Raw genomic sequence first — 23,949 nt, 5'->3', positions numbered from 1 at the left:
GGCGACGGGTGTCCAACAATGCCCGTCGCACCAACGCTACCAATGCTGGACATTCCGGACATCGGCGGCCACCCGCAGGTGGGAGCGTCCGGCCCGATGGAGGTGCGCATGGACGACCGCATGAGTGTAACGATGGCACCTGTTTCCCGCCGGCTCGGCCTGCGCAAGCGGCTCGATGGCATCCTGGGGATGGACTGGAAGGTCGGCTATCTGTTTGTTCTGCCCATGGTGCTGATCATGGCGCTGCTGATCTTTTGGCCCTTTGTCAGTGCCATCTTCATCAGCATGACCTCGCTCAATTTCCTGACCGGCGAAACCACCAATGTCGGTCTGCGCAATTACCAGCGGCTTTGGGCCAGCAGCGACTTCCTGCAGGCCATGCAGAACACCATCCAGTTCACCTTCTGGTCGCTAAGCCTCAAATTCGTTATCGGCATGACCGTCGCGCTGATCCTCAACAGCCGCCTGCCGTTCCGCAGCCTGCTCAGCGGCATCATGCTCCTGCCCTGGATCGTCCCGGAAATCGTTACGGCTCTGGCCTGGAAGAGCATCTACGATCCCTTGTTTGGCGGGCTCAATCCGATCCTGCAGGGCGTTGGTGTCATCGACCGGCCGCTGGGCTGGCTGTCCGATCCCAATATGGCGATGGGCAGCGTCATCTCGGTCAATGTGTGGAAAGGCATTCCGTTTTTCGTCCTGCTGCTGCTGGCGGGCCTCAAGGCCGTCGATCGCGAACAGATCGAAGCGGCGCAGGTCGATGGCGCCAATGCGGTGCAGCGCTTCCGCAATGTGACCCTGCCCAGCCTGCGCTATGTGATCGTCGTCACCCTGCTGCTGTCGTTCATTTCCACCTTCAACCAGTTCGGCCTGCCCTTCCTGATGACCGGCGGTGGTCCGAGCGGGGCGACCAAGCTTTATTCCATTCTCGCCTATGAAAAGGCGCTGGGCTCGCTGCAATATGGTCCTGGCATTGCCGTCGCCTTCAGCGTCGCGCCGCTCATGGCGATCCTGATCTGGCTCCTGGCTCGCTTCATGCGCCAGGACGACCGGCGTGACGGCAGTGCCGAGCGGGGCCCCGGCTTGACCGACCGGCTGCTGGCGGGCGCGGCGCGGCTCGTCAACATCATCCTTGATCTGGTTTTCCTCCCCATCGAGCTGATCTTCGCCGGGCTCGAATGGATGGTCCGCCGCATTCGCGTTGCCACCGGGCGCCCTGCCGCCCAGCCGATCCTGCGACGCACCGCACGGTCCAATGCCGGCCCGCTCACCCGCTTGCTGGTCCTGGTGCCGTTCCTCGCCTTCGTGATCTTCCCTTTCTACTGGATCATCACGACCTCGCTCAAATCCACGCCGCAGATCAGTGAGCGTCGATCGATCTTCTGGCCCGATCCACCTACGCTGGAGCAATATTCCTCGCTGCTGCAGGATACGCCGTTCCTCACCTGGCTGATGAACTCGGCCTTTGTCGCCGCCCTTAGCACGCTGGTGTCCGTCGCCCTGGCGTCGCTGGCGGCCTATGCGCTGACGCGGCTGCGCTTTCGTGGCGCCGGCTTGCTGACAACGCTGCTGCTCATCACCTATCTGCTGCCGGGCACGCTGCTGTTTATTCCCCTCTACCAGACCCTGACCAATCTTGGCGTCATCAACAGCCACGCCGCCCTGATCATCACCTATCCGACCTTCCTGTTGCCCTTCGCCACCTGGGTGCTGATGGGCTATTTCCGCTCCATTCCGGTGGAACTGGAGGAAGCAGCCCGGATCGATGGCGCCAGCCGGCTTTATATTTTCTGGCGCATCACCCTGCCCTTGGCCGCGCCCGCAATCCTGTCGGTGACGCTGTTTGCCTTCACCAATGCCTGGAACGAGTTCCTTTTCGCCTTTGTGTTCATCACCAGCGAGTCGCTGCGCACGCTGCCTATCGGCCTGCAATCCATGGTGGTGGGAGATATCCTGCCTTGGGGCAAGCTGATGGCAGCCTCGCTGCTGACCGCCATTCCTGTTGCCGTGCTTTATATCTATGCGCAGCGCTTCCTGTCGGAGGGCCTGACAGTGGGGGCGGTAAAGGGGTGAACGAGGCATCGCGGGTCGGAAGGGCAAGCGGAGCGCTGAACGCCTCCGTGGTGCGCAGCTCCATCCCCTCCGCGGTGGACGGCATGGTCCTCAAGATCCGCGGCCTCATCTCCGATGGCGGATTGGGCGTGGGTGACAGCCTGCCGACGGAGCGGGAGTTGTGCGAGCGGTTCCAGGCCAGCCGCAACACAGTGCGCGAAGCCATGCGTATCCTCAAGGCCTATGGGGTGGTCTCGGTGCGTCCCAAGGTTGGCGCCACCATTATCGATGACCGGATGGAGCGGGCACTCGATCTGTTCTCGTTCAACACGCTCGACATCTCGCGGCGCACCTTCAACGACATCCAGGGCTTCCGCCGGCTCATCGAAGTGGGCTCGGTGGACACCATCTTCGATCAGATGCAGCCCGAGGACATCCTCGAGATGCGCAAGGTCAACGATCAACTTCGCGCCGCCGGCTCGATCGTGGAAGCGTCCGAGCTGGATTTCCGCTTTCACCTGCGCCTGGTGTCGATCCTCACCAATCGTGCGGTCACCGACGTTTATCGCATCATGAAGCCGATCATCATCCGCATCATGGAGCGCGCCAAGCAATTGCATAACTTCACCGGCGAAACCTTCGAGCAGCACGCGGCGGTGGTGGACGCCTTGGAGCAGAGGGACCGGATCCGCTACCAGTATGCGCTGCAATCACACCTGCATATCGGCATCACAGCCTTCCAGGATTATTCGGAGGAACCCTGAGGACGGGCGACGCACAGTTCAGTCTGGCCGCAGCAGCAGACCCGAGGCCAGGGAGCGGAACGCATCGACGGCCTTGGTCAGGACATGCTGAGGATTGTCGGAGGCGGCGATCCAGAGCGCCGCATTGAGGGCAGCGCCACTCAATAGCCGGGCGGCCGCTTCGGGATCAACGGGCTTGAGAACCCCGGCGGCCATGAGGTTTTCCACCGCGCGCTTGGTCACCTGCATGCAGTTGTTCTGGCTGGGCCATTGCGAGGGATCCCCCAGCACGGCCGGGCCGTCAAGCAACACAATGCGCTGAACCTCTGGGTCGAGCGCCATCTTGATATAGGCTTCCCCCTCCGCCAGCAGGGCCGACCATTCGTCACCCGCGCGCTCGCCGATGGCTTGTGCCTTCCCGGCCATCTCGCTGTCGATCTGGTCGACCACGGCCGCCAGCAGGCCCCGCTTGTCGCCAAAATTATGGTAGAGCGCGCCCCGCGTCAGGCCAGCATCGGCGGTCAGATCATCCATGGAGGCAGCGCTATAGCCCTTCTGCGCAAACGCCTTGCGGGCTGCGGCAACAAGCTTGCTGCGCGTTTCTTCCATCGCAACAGCGCGGGTTTTCGCCATTTCTCGTCATCTCTTTTTGCATACGCCGCGTATATCAGTTGACATACGGAATGCATGTCGAATATCAGGGCATACGCACCGTATATCAAATCAGCGTCCGGCGAAACCGCTGTTGCCTCGTCAAGTGCCGGACGGCCCACAGGAAAGAGAGATCGAGATGACTGAACGCCAAGCAATTTTCCCGGCCAACCGGCACGCCCTTTACGAGCAGCATGGCTATTCCGCAGCAATCCGCTCGGGTGACCTGCTGTTTGTGTCGGGACAAGTGGGCAGCCGGCCCGATGGCAGCCCGGAGCCGGACTTCGAGCGTCAGGTCCAACTCGCCTTTGACAATCTCAAGGCGATCCTCGCAGCCGCGGGTGGCGGTTTGGACGATATCGTTGACGTGACGACGTTCCACACCGATCCGGAACAGCAGTTCCCGACCGTCATGGCGGTGAAGCAACGAAATTTCACCACCACCCCCTACCCCAACTGGACTGCCGTTGGGGTGAACTGGTTGGCCGGCTTTGATTTCGAAATCAAGGTCATCGCCCGCATCCCGGCCGCGGCCGTCTAGCGAGCACGAGCACGGTTCTCCGTGGCCGGCCCGGCGTCCCTTGGTCGAGCCTCGCCGCCGCTGCCGGCCCCTTCCGCGCCTCGCTGGCCGCCCGCTATTGGCGATGATGTCAGCGGCCTTACCGGGGGAGTGGCGGCAGCCTTTTTTCTCCCGCTGTCGAAGAGCTCGACTGTGATCCGTCCTAGGACCGAGCGGCAAAACGAGAACGGGTTCTGATGAAACTGCATTTTAGTCGCAACCCCAATCCGAGGCTGGCAGTGGCCGTCGCCAAATATCTGGGCGCGGATATCGAGTTCCACTTCGCTGCACCCCGGGATCCAAGCCGAGCCGGGGACTATCTGCACCTCAACCCGAACTTGCTTTTGCCCATTCTCGAGGTTTCCCCGAGGCCGATTTGGGAAACGGATGCAGTTGCCTGCTTTTTGTCGCGACAGGTCGGATCGCAGTTTTGGCGCACCGATGCCGACGAACCCGAGATGATCCGCTGGATCAGCTGGGGCAAGGACAACTTCGTCAAAGCTTGTGACACCGTACATTGGGAGCGCGGCACCAAGCTCCGTTACGGTCTCGGGCCCTACGATGCCGCTGCAGTTGCGGAGGGGCTCGAGCGGTTTCACACCGCAGCGCAGCTGCTCGAGGCTGAGCTGGCGGATCGCACCTGGCTCGTCGGGGACGCTGTGTCTTACGCCGATTTCCGCATGGGCACATTCCTGCCCTTCAACGATATCGCGCGACTGCCCATCAAGGATTACCCGGCCGTGAGCCGCTGGTACCGGCGGATGGAGGCCATCGAGGCATGGCGAGATCCCTTCGCGGGAACCACTGCCCCCGAGCTTCCTCCCGTGCCAAGCTGATCATCGAGCCGACACCACGCGCGCAAACCTGGCTGCGGGGTGTAGACATCCAAGGATCGGCAGCACATGAATTTGGTGCTGCCACAACTGACCTCAGAGGCCATGGCTGAGTCGCTCTCCATTCTGTTGATTGACGACAACGCCATTCGGGCCTCGATCATCGAGGCCGGTTTGCGCGAAGCGGGACACGCAACGGTGCAGATCGTCACCGACATGGAAGATGTGGCTGGCCGAATTCGCGCGTTTGCGCCCGATGTCGTCATTGTCGATCTCGAAAATCCCAATCGCGATGTGCTCGAGCATTTCTTTGCCCTCAGCCGCACGATCGAGCGGCCCATCGCCATGTTCGTCGACAAATCGGACCCCGCCGAAATCGAGGCTGCGGTGGAGGCCGGGGTTTCGGCCTATGTGGTTGATGGATTGCGCAAGGAGCGCATCAAGCCGATCCTCGACATGGCCATTGTGCGGTTCCGTGCCTATTCCCGGTTGCGCAACGAACTCGAAGCCGCCCGTTCGGAACTTCAGGGGCGAAAGATAATCGAGCGCGCCAAGGGTATCCTGATGCGGACCCGTGGCTTTTCCGAAGAAGAGGCCTATGGGCTGCTGCGCTCCACCGCCATGAACCAGAACCGCAAGATCCTCGAAATCGCGCAGGCGCTGGTGACGGCTTCCGAGCTCCTGGGACCATGAAGAGGGACACAGCATGGGCCTGACCCAAATTGTTGCCGGCTATGTGCCGCTGCTCGACAGCGCCGTGCTGCTGGCCGCGGAAGAATTCGGCTTTGCTGAAAGCGAAGGGCTGCACCTGCATCTGGTGCGCGAAACCTCCTGGGCCAATATCCGCGATCGCGTCGCCATCGGACATCTGGACGTCGCCCATATGCTGGGGCCGATGCCGATCAGCGCCAATCTGGGGCTAACGCCACTCGATGCCGCCGTGATTGCACCCATGGCGCTGGGCTTGGGCGGCGCCGCAATCACCATGTCCATGGCGGTGTGGGCCGCCATGGCCGCGGCCGGCGCGCCCGAAGATGGCTCGCCGGGGCCCGTCGGCGCGGCACTGCGCGAAGTTGTCTTGCGGCGGCACCGCGCGGGCGAGCCGCGCTTGCGCCTGGCGGTGGTGCATCCGGAAAGCGCCCACAATTATGCGCTGCGCTACTGGCTGGCCGCTTCCGGTATCGACCCCGATCGTCAGGTCGACATTGTCATCGTGCCCCCGCCCCTCCAGGCTGATGCCCTCGCAGCCAAGCGCACCGATGGTTTTTGCGTCGGGGAGCCCTATGGCTCGATGGCTGTCGCGCGCGGGGTCGGACGCATTGTCACCACCAAGGGGCAGATCTGGCAGATGAGTCCCGACAAGGTTCTGGGCACAAGGCTGCAATGGGCGCAGCGCTACCCCGAACAGCTCGCCGCATTGCTGCGCGCCGCGACGCGAGCGGCACGCTGGTGCGAGGATCCGGCCAACCACTCGGCGCTCGCAAGCATGCTGGCGCGCGATGACCGGCTGGGTGTGGAGGGGGACCTGCTGTTGCGGGCCATCACGGGCCGGCTCGAATTCGAAGCGGGCAAGGAACATGCAATGTCCGAATTCTTCGTGCCCTATTCCCGCGCGGCCAACTTCCCCTGGGTCAGCCACGCTCTGTGGTTCTACTCGCAGATGGTGCGTTGGGGTCAGGTCGCCCATAAGCCAGAGCATGCGGCGCGTGCCGCAGCGAGCTACCGGCCCGACCTCTACCGCGCCGCGCTTTCGGGTATAAACATGCCCGTGCCTGGCGCGAGCAGCAAGATCGAAGGCGCCCTCGCCGAGCCGACCGAAATGGGCGCGATCGGCGGTCGCCTGACGCTGGGTCCAGATATGTTTTTCGATGCGGCGCAGTTCGATCCGGACCGGCTGGACGATTACATTGCCGCCCAACAAAGTTGACCAAGAAAGATGCAGCTTGCTGAACTGCCGGGCAAAGGCAGGGCTGTGCTTGGATTATCGCAAACCGGCGGAGTTCAGCTAAGCACCTGATCCAGCGTTCGTATTGTGCCGCCCGACTGTTTGGCACGTTTCCTGCACTACCATTTTCGAGCGCTCCGGCGCACTGACTTCGGCGTCCAATGAAGGGCGCCACATCTTTGGCAACGCCGCCAACCTTCAGAAGCCTCGTCTTGCGACGGGGGTCCTGCTGGTTGGCGGCGTTTTCGTTTTTGGTTTCCGGGTCCGATCACGACCCAAGCTTGATGGGAAGAACATGGCCGAAAAACTCGTCATCATAGGCGCCGGCATGGCCTCTGGCCGGATGCTGGAACATTTGTTCGAGGCGGCGCCTGGCCGGTTCGATGTCACCCTGTTCGGCGCCGAGCCGCGGGGCAATTACAATCGCATCATGCTTTCGCCGGTGCTGGCCGGCGAGAAGCGCTATGAAGATATCGTGACCCACGCTCCAGACTGGTACGCCAGCCATGGCGTCCAATGCCGCTTCGGCCAGGCGGTCACCAGGATCGACCGCCAAGCCAGGACGGTGTGGGCCGAAGGCGTCGAGACCCGCTACGACCGTCTGGTCATCGCCACGGGCTCAGCCCCCTTCATCCTTCCCATTGCAGGCCGAGACCTGCCGGGCGTCCGCGCCTTCCGCGACCTCGATGATGTAGACGCCATGGTGGCGATCGCCGGGCAACCCGGCGCCAAGGCCGTGGTCATCGGCGGGGGCCTGCTAGGGCTTGAAGCGGCGGCGGCGTTGCGCAGGCGCGGCATGGATGTGGTGGTGCTGCACCTGGCGGCCCATCTCATGGACCGGCAGCTCGATGCAGCCGCCGGCTATCTTTTGCAGCGCGAGCTGGAAGGACGCGGCATCAAGGTCCACTGCAAGGCGCAAACCAAGGCCATTCTGGGCAATGGCCGGGCGGAAGCCGTGTTGCTGGAGGACGGCACGGTTTACCCGGCAGACCTTGTGGTCATGGCGGCCGGCATTCGACCCGAAACCCGGCTGGCGACCGATGCGGGCATCGAGGTCGCCCGGGGCATTGTCGTCAACGATGCAATGGCCACTTCCGACCCGGACATTCTCGCTGTGGGCGAATGCGTTGAGCACCAGCAGACAGTCTACGGCCTGGTCGCGCCGCTTTATGAGATGGCCAGAGTCGCGGCCAGTTCTCTCCTCGGCGTGCCGGCCCGGTTCAGCCCGGTCAAAACCGCCACGCAGCTCAAGGTAACCGGGGTGAACCTTTATTCGGCCGGCGACTTCGCCGAGGCCGACGACCGCCAGGAGATCGTGCTGCGCGATGCTGCGGCTGGCGTCTACAAACGGGTGGTGCTCAGGGACAATCGGGTGCTGGGCGCGGTGCTTTACGGCGATACGGCCGACGGCAACTGGTTCTTCGACCTCCTCAAGCGCGGCACCGATATCGCCCCGATGCGCGATACGCTGATCTATGGCCAAGGCTATGGGGGCGGCGCTGCCGTCGATCCCTTGGCTGCGGTTGCGAGCCTCCCTGCTGACGCCGAAATCTGCGGCTGCAACGGCGTGTGCAAGGGCGCCATCACCGGTGCCATCGCCGCCCGGGGCCTGACCTCGCTCGATGAGGTCCGCGCCCACACCAAGGCCTCCGCCTCCTGTGGCTCCTGCACGGGGCTGGTGGAAAAGTTGCTGATGTCGACCCTGGGCGACCGCTACAATCCGGCGGCGATCCAGCCCATGTGCCCCTGCACCGAGCTTGGCCATGACGAAGTGCGCCGCTTGATCATCGCGCAAGAGCTCAAATCCATCCCCGCGGTGATGCAGGAATTGGGCTGGAAAACCTCCTGCGGCTGCGCCAAGTGCCGTCCCGCGCTCAACTACTATCTCGTTGCCAATTGGCCGGGGGAATACGAGGACGATGCCCAGTCGCGCTTCATCAACGAGCGCGTGCATGCCAACATCCAGAAGGACGGCACCTATTCTGTGGTGCCCCGCATGTTCGGGGGCATCACCAACGCAGCCGAACTGCGCGCCATTGCCGACGTGGCCGACAAGTTCAACGTGCCCACGGTCAAGGTTACCGGCGGCCAGCGCATCGATCTGCTCGGCATCAAGAAGGAGGACCTGCCCGCCGTCTGGGCGGATCTCAACAAGGCCGGCATGGTGTCCGGCGCCGCTTATGCCAAGGGGCTGCGGACGGTCAAGACCTGCGTCGGCTCGGACTGGTGCCGCTTTGGCACCCAGGATTCCACCGGCCTTGGTGTCAGAATCGAAAAGTTCATGTGGGGCTCCTGGACCCCGGCCAAGCTCAAGCTGGCGGTCTCGGGCTGTCCGCGCAACTGCGCCGAGGCCACTTGCAAGGACATCGGCGTCATCTGCGTGGACTCCGGCTACGAGATCCATTTCGGCGGCGCCGCAGGTCTCGACATCAAGGGCACGGAAATTCTCTGCCACGCCAAGACCGAAGACGAGACTGTCGAAATCATCGCCGCCCTGACCCAGCTTTATCGCGAGCAGGGCCGCTATCTCGAGCGCATCTACAAATGGGCCAAGCGCGTCGGCTCGGCTTCCATCAAGGCCCATGTGGTGGAGGACCTTTCCAGGCGGCGGCAGCTGTTCGAGCGCTTCGTTTATTCGCAAAAATTCGCCCAGATCGATCCTTGGGAAGAGCGGGTCAACGGCAAGGATGCCCATGAATTTGCAGCATTGGCCGATTTCCAGATGCTGCAGGCAGCGGAGTGAGCGCCATGACCGATTGGATCGATATTGGCGGCCTCGGCGACATTCCCGCGCGGGGCGCCCGGTGCCTCAACACCGCCTTGGGCAAGATCGCCGTTTTCCGCACCGCCGAAAACGAAGTCTTCGCCATTGATGACCAGTGCCCGCACAAGGGCGGACCGTTGAGCCAGGGCATCGTCCACGGCGCGCAGGTCACCTGTCCGCTGCACAATTGGGTTTTTTCGCTCGAAACCGGCATAGCCCAGGGCGCCGACGCGGGCGCCGTCCGCACCTATCCACTGCGCCTCCACAACGGCCGCATCCTTATTGACGCGCATTGTTTGCGCGCCACCACCGCAGCCTGACCGCCGCCAATCTCACCCGCACCCTTCAGGAGAACATCATGGACTATGTTGCCCCCAAAGACTTCATCAAGAAGATGATCGACGCCGGCGAGATGAAGGTCTTCATGTCGACGCGCGACACGCTGATCCGCGCCTTCATGGCCGGTGCCATTCTGGCGCTTGCCGCGTCCTTTGCCATCACCATCACCGTGCAGACCGGCCAGCCGCTAGCCGGTGCCATTCTCTTCCCCGTCGGCTTTTGCCTGCTTTACCTCATGGGTTTTGATCTCCTGACCGGCGTGTTCACGCTGGTGCCGCTGGCCCTGATCGACAAGCGCGCCGGGGTGACAATGCGCGGCGTGTTGCGCAATTGGGGGCTGGTGTTCACCGGCAATTTTGCGGGCGCCCTCACCGTGGCGCTGATGATGGCCGTGGTCGTCACCTTCGGCTTTTCCCAGGCACCCGATGCGGTGGGCGAACGCATTGGCCATATCGGGGAAGGCCGCACGCTTGGCTATGCCGAACACGGCGCTGCGGGCATGCTGACACTTTTCATCCGCGGCGTTCTTTGCAACTGGATGGTTTCAACAGGCGTCGTGGCGGCCATGATGTCCAACTCGGTGACCGGCAAGGTGCTCGGCATGTGGATGCCCATCATGCTGTTCTTTTATATGGGCTTTGAGCATTCCATCGTGAACATGTTCCTGTTCCCTTCGGGCATTCTTCTGGGCGGCCAGTTCTCCTTTTGGGATTACATGGTCTGGAACGAGATCCCCACCGTTGTCGGCAATCTGGTGGGCGGGCTGACCTTTGTGGGCCTTACCCTATACGCCACCCATAGCCGCACCGCCCCATCGCGCAAGCAGCCCGAAGCAGTGCTGCGCGAGATCGACGTCAATGCCGTCGCGGCCGAGTAAAAGGGAGGCGCAGATGCACATCGTTCCACGCCAACCCAGCCCTGCTCCCCGCCCGCGACTGGCTCCGCTCGCTGTTCTCCCAGTCTTTTACCGTCTCGCCGGCAAGCGCATCCTGCTTGCCGGTGGTTCGGAGGCTGCCGCCTGGAAAGCCGAACTCCTGGCCGCAACTGGCGCTGCCGTCGAGGTTCATGCACTGCCAGCCGAACTCTGCGAGGAAATGGCCAGCTTGGCCGGGACCGGTCAGGTCAGACTTGTCCCAGGCCATTGGGGCGCCGCCGATTGGCAGGGCTATGCCATGGCCGTGGGCGATTGCGAGGACGAGGCGGAAGCCGCCGCTTTCGCTGCTGCCGCACGCCGCCTGGGCGTGCCGGTCAATGTCATCGACAAACCCGATTTCTGCGACTTCCAGTTTGGGTCCGTGGTCAATCGCTCACCGCTGGTGGTCGGTATCTCGACGAGCGGTGCTGCCCCGATCCTCGGTCAAGCAGTGCGTCAGCGCATCGAAACCATGCTGCCGGCCACGCTGAGCGAGTGGGCGGGGCTGGCTCGGCGGGTGCGCCAACGCGCCACCGACCTGCTCCGGCCCGGAGCCGAACGGCGCTGGTTCTGGCAGCGTTTGGCCGACGAGGCTTTCCGCACGAGCCCGGAACACGCCAAGATCGACGACTGGATCAACCAGGCTCGGGGCGCACAAGTCGGGGGCGTGACGTTGGTCGGGGCGGGCCCGGGCGATGCCGAATTTCTCACAATCAAAGCCTTGCGGGCGCTCCAGGCGGCTGATGTCATCCTTTTTGATGATCTCGTTTCCGACGAGGTGCTGGAACTGGCCCGCCGGGAAGCCAAGCGCATCCTCGTGGGCAAGCGCGGTGGCCGGGAAAGCTGCCGGCAGGAAGACATCAACCGCACCATGATTGCCCTCGCCAAGGCGGGGCGTCACGTGGTGCGGCTCAAGTCAGGCGACCCGATGATCTTCGGTCGGGCTGGCGAAGAGATAGCCGAGCTTGAGGCTGCGGGCGTAGCCGTGAACGTGGTTCCTGGCATCACCACCGCGCTGGCGCTTGCGTCCGAACTCAAGCTCTCGCTCACGCACCGAGATTGCGCCCAGTCGGTGCGCTTCGTCACCGGTCATGCCCGCAACGGGCAGCTGCCGGAGAACTTTGACTGGCCGGCACTCTCGGATCCATCGACCACCCATATCTACTACATGGCCGGACGCACCTGCTCGACACTCGTCCATGGCTTGCTGCGCCACGGCATGCCGACGCAAACGCCCATGGTCCTGGCGAGCAATATCAGCCGACCGGGGCAAGTCATCGTGCACTCGTCCCTTGCCGACGCCCCTTCGGACATGGCGCAGCTGGATCTGAGCCAGCCTATCATCATCGCGATCGGCGCGGCGATGGGTCTTCGCCCATCGCTTGAAGTGGAGAGGGTACTGGCGCTTTAACCAGGCAGCAGGGACCGGGCCGTGCCGCTTTATGCAGAAAGCTGCAGTGAGCGGCGTTCAGGTAGCTGGAGGGCAGCAACCAGCGCGCGGTATTCGTGGCGAGCGTTGACATGCGATATCGACGGTGCCCCGCCGAGGAGGCCTGCATCGAGCGGATCGAACACCGTCATGCCGCTTAAAAACAGCGAACGGAAAATGACGCGCTCGGCGATGCCATCGGCGACGCGGCAGCCCAGACCCTGCGCCAGGCGCTCCACTGTGTCCTGCACCCGGCTGGCATTGTGTGAACTTAGATTGGAGACGCGGTTGCGCACCAAAACCCAGTCTATGCTCCGGCCCGAGCGTTGCTGGCGTTCCGCCCGCGCCTTCTGCACATTGCGCGAATAAGGGCTGGCCTCGAGCGGCTCGCCCGTTTTGGGATCGATGCGGGCGAGAACGTCGAGATCGATCATGCTGTCATTGATGGGCGTCACCAGCGTATCGGCGGAGCCATGGGCAAGGCGCGCGAGATTGCCGTCAAATCCGGGCGTGTCGATAACCACGAAATCGACCTCACCGCGCAGTCCATCCATGGCCCGGTTGAAGATGTCTAGCTCCACCCGCTGGTTCTCGCTCACGGAATCGCCCCAAGCGGTGGGAAGATGGACATGCTTGGGCATGAGGATGTCACGGCCGCTGGTGTCAGCCGTGTTGCGCCGGTTACGCATATAGCGCGTCAGCGTTTGCTGGCGGCTATCCACATCGATGGTGGCGACGCGATGGCCCTGATGCAGCAGGTAAACAGCCAAGTGCAGGGCCGTGGTCGATTTGCCCGAGCCACCCTTTTCATTCCCAACCGCAATGATGTGCGCGCCGCCCTCGGCCATTCGTCGACTCCAATTCGGGGTTGAGCTTCCCCGGCATCAAGGGATTTCATGGTTAACAAAACGCTAATGCTGGGCACTCTCCAGCACTTTGCAGTGGACAAGTTTAGGTGAGAACCGCGTCGCGGGTTTCGGCATCAACGAACAAGGCGGCAACGGCGCCAAGCATGAGGAGGCCCGCGAACAGCGCTACTGCCAGGGAGAAATCCTGCGCGATCACAACAGCCAGGGCCGATGGTGCTAGCAAGCCGCCAAACCGCGCAACCGACCCCGCGGCCCCCATGCCCGTGCCGCGCAGCGCCGTGGGAAACAGCTCGGGCGTGAAGGCATAAAGCGCGCCCCAGGTGCCCAGTAGCGCAAAGCTCATGAGCAGGATGGCGCCCCCGATCAGCACCGGGCTGCCGGCAAGGAAGAACAAGGCGCAGCCCGCGGCGCTGAGCAGGAGGAAGCCGATCAGCGTCGGCTTGCGGCCGATCGCTTCCACGCCATAGGCGGCCAAGGCATAGCCGGGCAACTGCGCCAAGGCGACGATGACCAGGAAACCATAGCCGCGCACATAGCCAAAGCCCTCTTCGGCAAGGCGACCGGGGAGCCAGGTGAACACGCCATAATACGAGATCGACACCAGAAACCAGACGCTCAGAATGGCCAATGTGCGTCGGCGCAGCGTGGGCGAGAACAAACTGCCGCCGGTCGCCACCACATGGGGCGCCAAGGTCTGGTCTTGCCTCAGCTCCGGCTTGCCATTGGTGCGCAGCACGCGGTTGAGGGTCCGGCGCAATTGCGCATCCTGGCCGGTGCGTTGCAGGTGCAGCGGGGATTCGGGCACCCAAAAGCGCAGGAAGATACCGATCAGCGCAGGAACTGCGGTGGCGGCAAAAATCCAGCGCCAGGCATCGCTCGTCACAAAGATGCTGGCGGCCCAGGCCGCCACCGCCACTGCGACGGTCCCCACGGCCCAAAACCCTTCCAGCATCACCAGCCAGCGACCACGGTTCTTGGCCGGCAGGAACTCGGCCATCATGGCATAGTCCACCGGCAGCGTTCCACCCACGGCCATGCCGGTCAGGAACCGCAGCAGGAACAGCACGGCAAGGTTGGGTGCGAATACCGACAGAAGGCCAAACACGGCATCGCAGATCACCGTGACCAGCAGCACCCGGCGGCGGCCAAAGCGGTCGGCGAGCCGTCCGAACAGGCTTGCGCCAATCAGCATGCCCAGGAAAAATAGCGTTCCGGTCTGGAGCGCTTCGGGTATGGACACGCCGAAGGTCGCGGCGATGGACGCGCTGGTGAACCCGACAGCGAGGACCTGCATGGCATCAGCCGCCCAGACCAGCCCAAAAATGCCGAGCAGGTGCCACTGAAAGCGACCCGCACCCGCCCGCTCCAAGACGCTTTCTACAGTCTCCTGCATGGTCATATTCTCACTCGCGACTAGTCTGCCGAACAACGACTTAGCGCAAATCGGAGGTGTTGCCGACCTGTTCGGGCAGTGCTCGATGTCGCCAAGACAGGCTGTTAGCGCTGGCCCTGCAGGTCGGGTTGCACAAAGACGCCGGCGGTCCCCAACTGCACCCGACGTCGCGCCATTTCTTCGGTATCCCCATAGCGATCAATCGCCCAGGACAAGGCGAGAACCAATTCGAACACCTCTTCGGCGGCAACATCGGCGACCGCTCGGTGCTCCGCCCGGGCGGCCTGCAACAAGCGCCCGGTTTCCTCGATGATGGGCTGACAAGAGTCGTTCAACGAACCGGAGGGATCTGCATGGGCCGCAGCCAGACAATAAGGCAGATCGTGCCAGATATGCAGCCGCCACGCCAGTCCGACCAGCCATTCCGCCAGCGCCTGGGCTGGCTCGAGCCTGTCGGAGAGCGACTTTCCATAGTTGAGAGCGTCAACAAAGCTTGATTGCATCACCGCGGCGAGCAGGTCGTCGCGCGTGGGAAAGTTGCGGTACAGCGTGGCATTGCCAACCCCGGCGAGCACGGCAATGCCGTCCAGCGGCGCCAACACCCCTTCAGCTTCAAAAATTTGGCGCGCTGCATCAAGGATCGCCTGACGGTTGCGCAGGGCATCGGTGCGCGGACGGCGCAGCCGCCGCTCGTTTTCCACGCCCTCGTTTTTTCCTGTCACATGCGCCATCGGCCCTCCTTGCCAAAGTGGGGACAGTCCCCATATAAGTTTTGTGGGGAACATCCCCACTTACATAGAGAGTTCACATGGAAAAGTCACTCGCGGGCCGTACAATCCTGGTTACGGGCGCCAACGGGGGTCTGGGCGAGCAGTTCGTGATCCAGGCATTGGACCGGGGCGCCCGTAAGGTTTATGCCGCAGCGCGAACCCCGCGCCAGTGGGACAACCCCCGCGTCACCCCGGTTTCGCTCGATATCACCAATGCGACGGCAATTGCTGCCACCGCAGCCATGGCCAGCGATGTCGATCTGCTCATCAACAATGCCGCCATTGCACCCGCAAATGACTCCCTCGCGGGCCCAGAAGACGCGTTGCGGCATATCTTTGAAACGAACTTCTTTGGGACCCTGGCCACCGCCAATGCTTTCGCGCCCGTGCTGGCGCAACACGGTGGCGGAACAATTCTCAACATCCTCTCGGCTGCCGCCTGGAGCGGCCTGTCGACGGGCTACGCCGTTTCCAAGACGGCGATGTGGGCAGCCACCAATGGCCTGCGCTCGCAGTTGCAGGGACAAAATACGCAAGTGGTTGGATTGCTGGTGGGCATGATCGACACCCCCATGTCGTCGCGCTGGGATGTCCCCAAGGTGACCGCCGCAAGCGTCGTCGCCCAAGCCTACGACGGTATTGCTGCCGGCGCGCTCGAAATTTTGGCCGATGAACCGACCCGAGGCCTTAAATCCATGCTGAACATGAAAGGTGAGCAGCTGTATCCCATGCTCCAGGAGCAACTGGCCTCCTTCATCCCGTAACCTGCAAAGCCCCCCAGGCGCTCGCCCGGGAGTTCACGGGTCTCAACCAGCCTCGCGCCCTATCAATGGGCAGCAGGATGCCCGCCACGGCTACGGGGGGCTAGTTCCAGTTGAAGGTGGCATGAGGCTCGCACCCAACTCTCGATCACCATTAGCGCCAGTGGCGCCTGGGGGCACAGGGCTCACCGCTAAGGCGCTACTGACGGGTACTGCGATAACCTGCGCCGGTCGCCTGACACCCGCTCAGCCCTGGAACCAAGCCTTGGTGGCGCCCGAACAGCGACGTAGACGCAGGTAACGGATAGACGACACTCTCTTTTACCAGCCTGAACGATTCAGAACGGATGCAATGCCCGGCTGCCGGGGGCGACCAATGCCAGCGCTTTACCAGTCGCGCACGCAGGAAAGCTCGTCCTTGCTCACCTGCTCGTGCACCTTTTCGGCGAGGCAGTCGCACTGCGCCTTGAAGGCCTCAGCCTCGTCCGACGTCAACTTCCCACCTGAGATTAAAAGCTCCAGCTGCGACTTGCACAGCTCGAAGTCAGGCGCGGCTTCGCCAGCCGCCTGAGCAGGCCCTACCCACAAGAGCGCGGTACAGATTGCGGCTGCGATAAACGTCGTCGGCGTGCGTCGTGACATTGGTGTACTTCTATGAAATGGGCGGCTAGTCCGTGCCTCATGCATACCGCGGTGTCACACGCAGGTTGATCCCCGTGTCGGGACGAATGGTCATCAGCATGGTCGGGGAAGGCAGCGCACGCGGGCCCGGGTCGAAGTGGAAACGAGACAGTAGGGTCCCCAGAATGATCTGCGCTTGCATCATGGCAAAATTGGCGCCGACACATACGCGCGGGCCTGCACCAAAGGGTAGATAGGCATAGCGATCACGGGCCTTGACCTGTTCGGGCAGGAAGCGGTCCGGGTTGAATACATTAGGGTCTTCCCACAGCATGGCATGGCGATGCAGCGCATAGAGCGGCAGGAAAATCACGTCATTGGCGTAAATATCGCGGCCCGCCAAACGGTCGCTGGCGAGCACTTCGCGGGCCAGCAACCCCACTGGTGGATAAAGCCGCATGGATTCCTCAAGAATGCGGCGGCCCAGCGGCATGGCTTCAAGATGATCAAGCCCTGCAGGCTGATCGCCAAGAACGCTCCGTGCCTCCGCGCTGGCTTCTTCTTGGATCTGAGGGGAGATGGCCAGGAGCTGCAAGGCCCAGCTGAGCGCGAGCGCGGTGGTTTCGTGGCCCGCGACGATGAAGAACTGCATGTTGTGCAGCACATCCTGAGGCGACATTGTGCGCCCGGTCTCCGGATCATTGGCCTTGAGCATGAAGTCGAGTAGATCATCAGCCTGGCCGGTGGCTTGCTCGCGGCGAGCCTCGATGGCCTTGGCGACCATGTCGTGCATGGTGTGGACGGCGCTATACCCCAGCAGTTCTCCTGGGCGCGGAAACCAGCTGGGGACGCGCAGAAAGTCCAGAAGCGATGCCCGTCCGGCGGTCTCGAAATACCGAATGATGGCCGCGCCATAGGCTCGTGCATCGAAATGCTCACGGCCCGACAAGGCGACCTCGCAGATGACGTCGAAGGTAGCGGTCAGCATTTCTCCCAGCATTTCGGCATGCGGCCCTGCCGTGTGCAGCCGCTGTGCGGCGCGTTCCGCGGTTGCCGTCATCACTGGCGCGAGTGCTGTAACATTGCGCTGCGCAAAAACCGGCGCGACGGCGCGGCGTTGCCAACGCCAGTCGGCGCCTTCGGCGGTGAACAGACTATTGCCGATGGCTGGGCGAAGCATGCGCAGCATGACCTCGGACTTAGGGTAGTTGGCCGCATTGTCGAGATAGATCCGCCGCAGGGACGCCGGATCCTGCACCATGTGCCAGCGCGCCGCGCCCATTCGCCCCGACACTATAGGTTGCTGATAAGCAATGGCGGGAATGATCTCGAGCACGCTGCGGCGTGCAGCCCGCACCGACTGGAGGATAGATAAGGGCTTGCGATGGGGCTCAACATGGGGCGGCAGGATAGGCCGGTCGGTCGCGGGCAAGGCCGTGCTCCTCGTTCGAGGTGAGCCACTCCTACCGCATCACCTCCCTAGTCCAAAGCCACACATGGGTGATTGCTGCGCCGGATGCGGCTCCCAGAGGCGGCCGTACCTGGCTCAGTTCTCGGAGAGGCGGTAAAGCACCATTCCGCCATGATGGAGAACACCATCGAGGAAATCGCCATCGGCGGTGAAACCGGTATCGTCCCAATACTCGATATGATCGCCCTCGATCTCATAGCGACCCTGATAGGCACTTTCGCGGTTTCCCCGGGCTTCGTCATACCGGCCATCAGGCAGCAGTTGGTGACGGACATATCCATCTTTCGTAACCCACATGCCGACATAGGGGTGAGCCTGCATAGCGTCTGCTCCGTCTTGAGGAAATGTCGGGGTACTGGCCAGGACGAGAGTCATAGCCAGGCAAATTGGCGCCAATCTCATGATTGTCGCCTTCCTCAGTGCGCCGCCGCAGTGGGCCGAATGGTGATCTCATTGGTGTCGACATTGTCCGGCGCTTCGATGATGTGCCGGACCGCCCGGGCGATGGCCTCTGGCTGGAGGCTGATCCTCCGCCATTCGGTCATCGCTTCTGCCGTGGCTGGGTCGGTTATCGAGGATGCAAGTTCGGATTCCACGACTCCAGGATTGACGCAGGTCACCCGGATTGTGTCACTCTCCTGCCTGAGACCATCCGAGATGGCGCGTACCGCGAACTTGGTCGCGCAATAGACCGCGGCCGTCGGAGTGACGGCGAGCGCGCCAATCGAGCCGACATTGATGATCTGACCCGATGCTTGCGCCTTCATCGCGGGCAGCACCGCCGCAATACCCCAAAGCACACCTTTGATGTTGACGTCGATCATGCGCTCCCACTCATCGAGCTTGAGAGCATCGAGCGGTGAAAGGGGCATTACGCCTGCATTATTGACGAGCACATCGATACGCCCCCACTTGCCCAGCGCAGTCTGGGCAAAGTGCGCCATGCCCTCGCGGTCGGTGACGTCGAGTTCAGCGAACTCGGCTTGACCGCCAATCGCCCTGACTTCCTCTGCTAAGGCCTTGAGCCGGTCCGTTCGGCGGGCGCCGAGCATAAGCTTGGCCCCACTTGCTCCCAGTTCTCGGGCGATACCGGCGCCGATGCCACTGCTGGCCCCGGTGATCAGAATGACTTTGCCTTCGCGACCCATGGTGTTCTCCTTCTTCCCGCTTGTGGTGCCGACGGCAAGTCCCCGACCGGTCTGTCCACGCTGCCGTCGGCCTGAAGAATGGCAATTTAGTCCGCAAACACAATTTGCCTTCTGCCCTATGCTGAGGTTAGCTTTGCTAACCAATGGCCATTGATCTGAACCTTTTGCGTGTCTTTGTGGCCGTCGCCGAGGGCGGCACGTTCCGGGCCGCTGCCGACCGGCTCGGCGTCACGCGCTCTGCCGTGAGCCAAGGCATTCAGCGGCTCGAAGACATCTTGTCTCAGCCCTTGTTTCAGCGTTCGACACGAAGCGTCCGCTTGACGGAATTTGGAGAAACGCTGCTTGAGGGAGTTGCCCCTCACCTGGCCGAGATCACAGCCACCCTAGAGACTGCGATGGACGCGGTTGGAGCGCCCAAGGGCCTTTTGCGGATCACCGCCACCTCCATCGCCGAGCGGTTCCTCTCGGGCCCTCTTATCGCTTCATTCGCGGAAGCTTATCCGAACATCACGTTGGACGTGACGGTCTCGGACGATGAATTCGACATCGTTGCCGCAGGATACGACGCTGGTGTCCGTCTCGGTGAGGTGATCGAAAAGGACATGGTCGCCATTCCAGTGACCGGACAGCAACGGCAAGTGGCCGTAGCATCGCCGAAGTATTTCGAGAAATACGGTTGGCCCCGGCATCCCAAAGAACTCACCAATCATCGATGCGTCGGCTGGAGGCCACATCCACAATCTGCGCCCTATCGGTGGGAATTCGAGCGGGACGGTCAGGCCTTCGACGTTGCCGTGGAACCTCAGGTGACGACCAATGACATGTTGTTGATGGTTCGCACGGCGTTGGCGGGTGGCGGCATCACCTTCGGCATCGAAGAAACCTTCCAACCCTACTTGGAGAGAGGGGAATTGGTTTCGGTGCTGGACGATTGGCTGCCGCCCTTCGCAGGTTTCTTCATCTACTTCCCCAGCAGACGCACGGTCTCTCCAAAATTGCGGGCGCTTCTCGATCACATTCGTGATCTGCGGAGCAAAGAGTAGCCCCCGCAAACGGACGGGGATAGGCGATAGCAGCACCTCCAAGCTTGAACCGCAATGGAGCCGCGGCTTGCCCGACACCATCAGAGCGACAGTCGAGCCTGCAAATCCTTGAGTAGCCACTGCCCGGCCGGGCCGGGCACTTTGTCAACCATGCGCGCGGCATAGATGGTCAACGCATCTCCGGGCGCCTGGGCATCTTGGGCCAGATCCAGGCGAACCAAATCTCCTGCTGCGACATGGTCGGCAATCAGATGTTCGGGCATTCGGCACCAGCCGAACCCGGCCAGGAGGAAGTCCAGCCTGCGCCCCAGATCGACGAAACGCCAGGGTGTAGCGCCCGTCAGGCCGTAGTTGTTTGCATCGCGCTCAACCGGATCCGAAAGGACGAGCTGGATGTGGCTTTCCAGGTCGGCACGAGTTGCGGGCCGATCGAGCTTGGCTAAGGGATGCTCGGCCCCGACGACCGGCGTAAGCGCGACGCGAAACAATGATGAAGCCACCACGTCAGGGGGCACAACCGGCAGCAAAAGGCAAAACGCCAGCGCAACATCGCCGTTGCGCAAACGGCGCAGGGCCCCGCCAAGGCCTTCGGTGGAGAAACTGATGGGGAGATGCGGATAGGCCTGATGTAGGGCGCGCAAACTTTCGATGAGCGGGCCAGTGGGCACAAGTGGGTCGATAGCCAGAGCCAGCTCGGGCTCGATCCCGCCTCGGGCGCCAGCGGCTACGGCTTCAAAGCGTGCTGCGCTCGACAACACCATCCTCGCCTGACTGACCAACACCCAGCCGGTTTCCGTCAAGCGCGGGCGATGGCCGCTGCGGTCAAATAGCAATACGCCCTGCGCCGCTTCCAAAGTCGCCACAGATTGGCTGATTGCCGATTGCGCACGGCTCAATTGCCGCCCAGCGGCGGAAAAGCTGCCGGCATCCGCGATGGTAACCAGGATACGTAGCTGGTCGAGACTAAGATTGCCAATCAAGGTCCATCTCTCCAGCCGATGGTTTGTATCAGTTTATTATCGCTCCTGCTGTGAGGGCAAGGGCACTAAAACCTGCCTCGAATTTTCCGGCTGTCTCAGCCAAACTCGAGGACCAACTTCAATGCCCAAAATTCTCGTTGTCGAAACCAGCCCGCGGGGCGAGGCGTCGATTTCCCGCCAGCTTACGAAACGCGTTATCTCTAACTGGCGGCTCTTGAACCAGGATGGGGAAGTCATAACGCGCGACTTGGCAGTAGCTGCGCTGCCCCATGTTACCATGCCGTGGCTATCGGCTTATTTCACCCCACCGAATACTCATACGCCGGACATGGCAGCGCAGCTTCGTCTCTCAGATGCTTTGGTTGAGGAACTGCTTGCGGCCGACGAGTTGGTCATTGCCACGCCAGTCTACAATTATAATATCCCCGCCAGTCTCAAGGCCTGGATCGACCATATCGTGCGCAAGGGGTTGACGCTCGGATTTGATGGCAAGGGTCTGCTGACCGGCAAAAAGGCCACTGTGATCATCGCGTCCGGCGGAATCTATGGAGCCGCCTCACCAATCGAGCACCTCAATTTTGCGCCGCGATATCTTGAGTCCATACTCAACGTTCTCGGCATCACGGACGTGACGATCATTCATGGCGAAGGCGCAAAGGCCGTGGATCTTGGAGAAGCAACGATGGACAAGTTCGTTGACGCCGTGGTTCCCGAAATGAAGCGCTCTGCGGCAGCTTGATTGCTCAGGAGTATGTGGGCTTCTAGCGGGGCCTGCCTACGCTCCTACTCCGGTCTCAATTGGCCCCAGGACCTTTCCACTCTCGCCACGGAAAAGGTCCGCCGTGGCGGACCTTCAAGCAGTGGTGTCTAACGACAGAAAGGGAAGCCCGGGGCACCTATCGCACAGGGCTTTTGCCCGTTGGATGCGCCGGGGCCGGGGCCAGTGTTCGGGCCGGGCCTGCTGTTGCCGCGGCCATCGTTGTTGCCATGTCCTGCGGGCCCATCTTTACCCGGGCCTGCATTCCCAGGACCGTTGTTGCTACCGGGACGGCCGGGACCATCGTCGCCGGGCCTGTGGGGACCAGGACGGCTTGCGCCTGGCCGGACCGGGTCATGGCGGCGGGGCGCCTCAAATCGGGGCGGGCTGCCGAAGTCGGATTTAAACGTCGGCGAAGGACGTGTCGGGCGGCTCGACTCTGCCAGGTATTGCCAGGAGACCCAGCCAGCCGGCCCTCTTTTGCTGACATAGCACCAGCCAGCGCGACAACCTTCAACATTGACGCGTTCGCCGCGCTTGAGCGTGGCGGCAACTGCGTAGCCGGTGCCGGGGCCTGTTCTGACGTTGACGTTTGTCGTCGCTACTGCCGGTGCGGCGAGCGCCGCAGCTGCCGTTCCAAAAAGGATTGCGCCAGCCAGCACGGCACCGAGAATGGGTTGAGTAATTCGCATCTATATTCCTAGTTCGCGGACGATAACGCCCTAAGCGCCAAGAGCGCCCTCGTTCCTGAAGATTGTATGAACGCCGCAAGCCTGCGCTGCTTGAACTCACGGGAGCGAGTGGCCTTTGCCCGTTATTCATCGGGTATCACTCGGCTGGCAACGATCACCGGCATCAAGCGTTGCGGTCATCCCGTGCAGGCCTTGCCTGCCGCGTTCCGGCGCTCGGCGCCCGACCGCATGCTAACACGCAGATCGGCCCACACTTGCGCAAATACCAAGCCGTCCTACTCGCCGTGATGCTTTGCGGCCTGCCCTCATCCGTTTGGGCGCAAGCACCGCAGCCCGTGGGTTCAGCCAAAGTACACGGGGTAACCCTGCCGGACGAAGCCCGCACCGAAACGCAGCCGCCCGAACAAGGCGGTCAAGCCCAGCAGCTGATGAAGGAGGCCCGGATCCAACTCGAGCGCGCGGCCCACAAGCTGGACCTCGAGGACGAAACCGGGCTTGAGGACGCGCTCCGGTCCGCCAGGAACGCCCTTGAGGAGTTCGACGTCAGCCTCGAGCAGCTGGACCAGTCATTACCCGGCTATGTTCCGCTGGAGCTGGCGACCAGTCTGTCCAAGCAGGTCGATACCGCTCGCCTGCTGTTGGATACCGATCGGCAGGCAGCCGCGTCCAATATGTACGAGCTGGTCTTGCGCGTAACGGACCTGACGGCGGAGGCCGATCTGCTCATCGGCAGGCCATTGCTCGGCAAATCCGGCCAGGCGCTCGGCGACATTTCCAATGTGCTGATAACCGCTGACGGTCGGGTGCAAGCCCTTGTCGTAGATCGACAGGGTGCCGGCACCGACCGGCAGTTCACCGTGGAGTGGAGAACCATATCCATCTCCGGAGCGAACCTGACGGCCGACCTTGCAGAGGACGATCTGCTCCTCTTGCCGGACTATGTCGCGCAGTGACCGCATCCGGTTGGGGTCAAGTTCACTTCAGCAGTCGAGCGCTTGCGGGCTTGGGTAGCGACTGTCTGTTTCTTGCGTTCTTCGGAGATAAGCAGAACCAGCGGCGCCTCGAACATCCGTTTGGGTGCCGAAACACTGCCCGCAAGCAATGTGCCCCATTAGGGTGACGCCCCCTGCCGCACGCCCCTAGATCCATGGCCGCTCCTGGGAAACCTTCGCCAAAATTGACGGCCATCAAGCTCCTGCCCCCCGTCCACGCTATTCTG

23 protein-coding genes are annotated in these 23,949 nt (G+C 62.4%); 14 read left to right on the top strand and 9 right to left on the bottom strand.

Annotated elements, in window-relative coordinates:
* The first annotated feature begins 18 nt into the window (after positions 1-18).
* Positions 19-2,070 (top strand): ABC transporter permease subunit, encoded by a 2,052-nt coding sequence (locus HRU92_RS16990; protein WP_172122253.1) that lies wholly within the window; start codon positions 19-21, stop codon positions 2,068-2,070.
* Positions 2,067-2,813, top strand: a complete 747-nt coding sequence (locus HRU92_RS16985; RefSeq protein WP_172122252.1) for an FCD domain-containing protein — start codon at positions 2,067-2,069, stop codon at positions 2,811-2,813. The genes HRU92_RS16990 and HRU92_RS16985 overlap by 4 nt, the downstream gene beginning before the upstream one ends.
* An 18-nt stretch (positions 2,814-2,831) precedes the next feature.
* Here the strand turns inward: HRU92_RS16985 and HRU92_RS16980 are convergent, their stop codons facing one another.
* Entirely contained in the window at positions 2,832-3,425 is a 594-nt protein-coding gene (locus HRU92_RS16980) for a TetR/AcrR family transcriptional regulator (RefSeq protein WP_172122250.1), read from the bottom strand.
* A 157-nt stretch (positions 3,426-3,582) separates the two neighbouring features.
* Between HRU92_RS16980 and HRU92_RS16975 the strand changes: the two genes are divergently transcribed.
* The 8 genes from HRU92_RS16975 to cysG all read left to right on the top strand — a co-directional run bounded on the left by HRU92_RS16975 (position 3,583) and on the right by cysG (position 12,207).
* Entirely contained in the window at positions 3,583-3,984 is a 402-nt protein-coding gene (locus HRU92_RS16975) for a RidA family protein (protein WP_172122248.1), read from the top strand.
* Positions 3,985-4,199: 215 nt separating this feature from the next.
* Positions 4,200-4,838 carry a glutathione S-transferase family protein gene (locus tag HRU92_RS16970; protein ID WP_127751812.1) on the top strand — a complete coding sequence of 213 codons (639 nt, stop codon included), beginning with the start codon at positions 4,200-4,202 and terminating at the stop codon, positions 4,836-4,838.
* Positions 4,839-4,904: 66 nt separating this feature from the next.
* Positions 4,905-5,528, top strand: coding sequence for an ANTAR domain-containing protein (locus HRU92_RS16965; protein WP_248307213.1), 624 nt, complete (start codon positions 4,905-4,907; stop codon positions 5,526-5,528).
* Between the two features lie 13 nt (positions 5,529-5,541).
* The gene (locus HRU92_RS16960) at positions 5,542-6,762 is read left to right on the top strand and encodes a CmpA/NrtA family ABC transporter substrate-binding protein (protein WP_172122245.1); all 1,221 of its coding nucleotides are present in this window, start codon (positions 5,542-5,544) and stop codon (positions 6,760-6,762) included.
* A 313-nt stretch (positions 6,763-7,075) separates the two neighbouring features.
* Complete coding sequence (nirB, locus tag HRU92_RS16955; protein ID WP_172122243.1) at positions 7,076-9,523, top strand: nitrite reductase large subunit NirB; 2,448 nt, start codon at positions 7,076-7,078, stop codon at positions 9,521-9,523.
* 5 nt (positions 9,524-9,528) lie between these two features.
* Positions 9,529-9,864 carry a nitrite reductase small subunit NirD gene (gene nirD, locus HRU92_RS16950; RefSeq protein WP_172122241.1) on the top strand — a complete coding sequence of 112 codons (336 nt, stop codon included), beginning with the start codon at positions 9,529-9,531 and terminating at the stop codon, positions 9,862-9,864.
* Between the two features lie 38 nt (positions 9,865-9,902).
* Positions 9,903-10,760 carry a formate/nitrite transporter family protein gene (locus tag HRU92_RS16945; protein WP_172122239.1) on the top strand — a complete coding sequence of 286 codons (858 nt, stop codon included), beginning with the start codon at positions 9,903-9,905 and terminating at the stop codon, positions 10,758-10,760.
* A gap of 13 nt (positions 10,761-10,773) precedes the next feature.
* Entirely contained in the window at positions 10,774-12,207 is a 1,434-nt protein-coding gene (gene cysG, locus HRU92_RS16940; RefSeq protein WP_172122237.1) for a siroheme synthase CysG, read from the top strand.
* A 29-nt stretch (positions 12,208-12,236) separates the two neighbouring features.
* On the opposite strand, the gene HRU92_RS16935 is transcribed toward cysG, so the two are convergent.
* The 3 genes from HRU92_RS16935 to HRU92_RS16925 form a co-directional block, all read right to left on the bottom strand.
* Complete coding sequence (locus HRU92_RS16935) at positions 12,237-13,073, bottom strand: division plane positioning ATPase MipZ (protein ID WP_172122235.1); 837 nt, start codon at positions 13,071-13,073, stop codon at positions 12,237-12,239.
* Between the two features lie 103 nt (positions 13,074-13,176).
* On the bottom strand, positions 13,177-14,487 hold the full coding sequence (locus HRU92_RS16930; RefSeq protein ID WP_172122233.1) for an MFS transporter: 1,311 nt from the start codon (positions 14,485-14,487) through the stop codon (positions 13,177-13,179).
* 104 nt (positions 14,488-14,591) lie between these two features.
* Entirely contained in the window at positions 14,592-15,218 is a 627-nt protein-coding gene (locus HRU92_RS16925; protein WP_172122231.1) for a TetR/AcrR family transcriptional regulator, read from the bottom strand.
* Between the two features lie 77 nt (positions 15,219-15,295).
* Between HRU92_RS16925 and HRU92_RS16920 the strand changes: the two genes are divergently transcribed.
* Complete coding sequence (locus HRU92_RS16920; RefSeq protein WP_172122229.1) at positions 15,296-16,021, top strand: SDR family oxidoreductase; 726 nt, start codon at positions 15,296-15,298, stop codon at positions 16,019-16,021.
* A 384-nt stretch (positions 16,022-16,405) separates the two neighbouring features.
* Here the strand turns inward: HRU92_RS16920 and HRU92_RS16915 are convergent, their stop codons facing one another.
* The 4 genes from HRU92_RS16915 to HRU92_RS16900 form a co-directional block, all read right to left on the bottom strand.
* On the bottom strand, positions 16,406-16,660 hold the full coding sequence (locus HRU92_RS16915) for a hypothetical protein (RefSeq protein ID WP_172122227.1): 255 nt from the start codon (positions 16,658-16,660) through the stop codon (positions 16,406-16,408).
* A 37-nt stretch (positions 16,661-16,697) separates the two neighbouring features.
* Positions 16,698-18,071, bottom strand: coding sequence for a cytochrome P450 (locus HRU92_RS16910; protein WP_210258504.1), 1,374 nt, complete (start codon positions 18,069-18,071; stop codon positions 16,698-16,700).
* Positions 18,072-18,185: 114 nt separating this feature from the next.
* A complete protein-coding gene (locus HRU92_RS16905; RefSeq protein ID WP_349236665.1) occupies positions 18,186-18,431 on the bottom strand; it encodes an Atu4866 domain-containing protein in 246 nt (81 codons plus the stop codon).
* A gap of 95 nt (positions 18,432-18,526) precedes the next feature.
* Positions 18,527-19,258 carry an SDR family oxidoreductase gene (locus tag HRU92_RS16900; protein WP_172122223.1) on the bottom strand — a complete coding sequence of 244 codons (732 nt, stop codon included), beginning with the start codon at positions 19,256-19,258 and terminating at the stop codon, positions 18,527-18,529.
* A 143-nt stretch (positions 19,259-19,401) separates the two neighbouring features.
* Between HRU92_RS16900 and HRU92_RS16895 the strand changes: the two genes are divergently transcribed.
* A complete protein-coding gene (locus HRU92_RS16895) occupies positions 19,402-20,301 on the top strand; it encodes a LysR family transcriptional regulator (RefSeq protein ID WP_172122221.1) in 900 nt (299 codons plus the stop codon).
* A gap of 80 nt (positions 20,302-20,381) precedes the next feature.
* Here the strand turns inward: HRU92_RS16895 and HRU92_RS16890 are convergent, their stop codons facing one another.
* Complete coding sequence (locus tag HRU92_RS16890; RefSeq protein WP_173088759.1) at positions 20,382-21,281, bottom strand: LysR family transcriptional regulator; 900 nt, start codon at positions 21,279-21,281, stop codon at positions 20,382-20,384.
* 121 nt (positions 21,282-21,402) lie between these two features.
* On the opposite strand from HRU92_RS16890, the gene HRU92_RS16885 reads away from it, so the two are divergent.
* Positions 21,403-22,020: an NAD(P)H-dependent oxidoreductase gene (locus HRU92_RS16885; RefSeq protein ID WP_173088757.1), complete on the top strand. Its 618-nt coding sequence runs from the start codon at positions 21,403-21,405 to the stop codon at positions 22,018-22,020.
* 1,045 nt (positions 22,021-23,065) lie between these two features.
* Positions 23,066-23,683, top strand: a complete 618-nt coding sequence (locus tag HRU92_RS20895) for a PRC-barrel domain-containing protein (RefSeq protein WP_172122213.1) — start codon at positions 23,066-23,068, stop codon at positions 23,681-23,683.
* Positions 23,684-23,949: the final 266 nt, after the last annotated feature.

The organism is Devosia sp. 1635 (assembly GCF_013185955.1).
Lineage (GTDB): Bacteria > Pseudomonadota > Alphaproteobacteria > Rhizobiales > Devosiaceae > Devosia.
Note: the sequence above shows the minus strand (reverse complement) of the source record. Positions and strands in the feature narration are given on the sequence as shown.